Below are 1,855 nucleotides of genomic sequence, written 5' to 3'. Positions count from 1 at the left end.
GATGGACTACCTCGTAATTACCTCCCAAAGCCGGGTATTCATTTTTTATGGTGTTGAAACAGTGTGGGCAGGCAGTTACGATTCTTTTTACCTGATAGCCGTCCAATACCTGAATATTGCTCATGGCTTGCATTTGGTAGAGAAATTCATTTCCTGCTCTTCTGGCCGGATCACCGGTACAGGTTTCTTCGTCTCCAAGTACGGCAAAGTTTACGCCCACTTTATTTAATATTTTGACAAATGCCAAGGTTACTGCTTTGTAGCGGTCGTCAAATGAGCCGGCACAACCCACCCAAAATAAAATCTCCGGAGTATCTCCGGAAGCCATTTTTTGGGCCATGGTAGGGGCTTTATAGGTATCACTCATAATATCGTTCGTTTACTTTTCTTCTTTGTTTAAATCTGCTGCCCAGTTAAATCGGTCCGTTGGAGGGAATTTCCATGGGGCAAAGCTGGTCTCAATATTTTGGAACATGGCATTCCACTGTGCCGGGCTGCCACTTTCTTCCATGGCTGTATATCTTCTCAATTCGATAATAATGGCCAATGGATCGATGTTTACAGGACAGGCTTCTACACAGGCATTGCAGTTGGTACAGGCATTGATTTCTTCTTGGGTAATATAATCACCCAATAAAGATTTACCATCATCCAGCCCTTTTTTTCCGGCAAGCAGGTTTTGGCTCACTTCTTCAGCCCTGTCTCTGGTGTCCATCATTATTTTTCTTGGAGACAATTTCTTGCCCGTAAGGTTGGCGGGGCATTCTGCAGTACAGCGGCCGCATTCCGTACAGGAAAAGGCATTCAATAGGTTTACCCTAGACAAGTCATTGACATCTTTGGCACCAAAGCGACCTATCTCCGCCGCTTCATTGGCAGCTGGTTCTGCGGCCATGCCCAACATCATTTTGACCTCTTGGGTGACGCTATCCATATTGTCCATTTTTCCTTTCGGCTCCAAGTTGGAATACCAAGTGTTTGGAAAAGCAAGGAATATGTGCAGGTGTTTGGAGTAAGTGACATATATCGCAAATGCTAAAATGCCAATAATGTGAAACCACCAGGCAAATCTTTCTATCAATACCAGCGTTCCGGACTCTAGCCCCTCGAAAATTCCCTGGATGCTTCCGCTTATCCAAAGGCCTCCCAGTGGGATATAGCCTCCAATGCCTCGATAGGCCAAAATCTGATCAGTAGCATTCATGGTCAGGATGGCCAGCATTAAGACAATTTCAATGATGAGGATAAGGTTGGCATCCAACTTTGGCCATCCCTTTAACTCAACCATATTTAGCCTAGGCACCTTGGTGATGTTTCTGCGTACAAGAAAGACCAGGCAGGAGAGGAGTACTCCAAGGGCCAAGAATTCAAAGAAATTCATGGCAATGGAATAAAAGCCGGCCAGGAAAGGGGCAAAAACCCTATGGGTTCCTGCGATACCATCGATGATAAACTCCAAAACTTCCAAGTTGATGATCACAAAAGAAACGTATATCACCAAGTGAAGAAGGGCCGGAATTGGGTTTTTGAACATCTTCTTTTGCCCAAAGGCAACTAGCAACATGGTTTTCCATCGTTCACCGGGATTGTCATTGCGCGCTATGGGTTGACCCAGTTGGATGGTTTTTCGGATATAATTTATTCTCTTGTACAAAATATACCCTGCTGTACCTAAAACCAATAAAAAAAGCACTTGTGGTAAGCTACTCATATTGAATGTGTTAATAATTTTCCACGATTTTTTTAATTAAATTGCTTGTACAAAAGTAACAAATACCTACCTTTGCATCACTTTCAGCGGTGATGTAGCTCAGTTGGTAGAGCATCGGACTGAAAATCCGTGAGTCGGTGGTTC

General features: G+C 43.9%; 2 protein-coding genes. Both read right to left on the bottom strand.

Annotated features, from left to right (window positions below; genetic code table 11):
- The coding region (locus AAC037_RS24055) for a (Fe-S)-binding protein (protein WP_339906206.1) at window positions 1-367 on the bottom strand (367 nt) is incomplete at its 3' end.
- 12 nt (window positions 368-379) lie between these two features.
- Entirely contained in the window at window positions 380-1,711 is a 1,332-nt protein-coding gene (locus tag AAC037_RS24050; protein ID WP_339906204.1) for a 4Fe-4S dicluster domain-containing protein, read from the bottom strand.
- Between the last annotated feature and the right edge of the window lie 144 nt (window positions 1,712-1,855).

This window comes from uncultured Cyclobacterium sp. (assembly GCF_963976465.1).
In the GTDB taxonomy this organism is placed as follows: domain Bacteria; phylum Bacteroidota; class Bacteroidia; order Cytophagales; family Cyclobacteriaceae; genus Cyclobacterium.
This window is presented reverse-complemented; position numbering and strand designations above follow the sequence as displayed.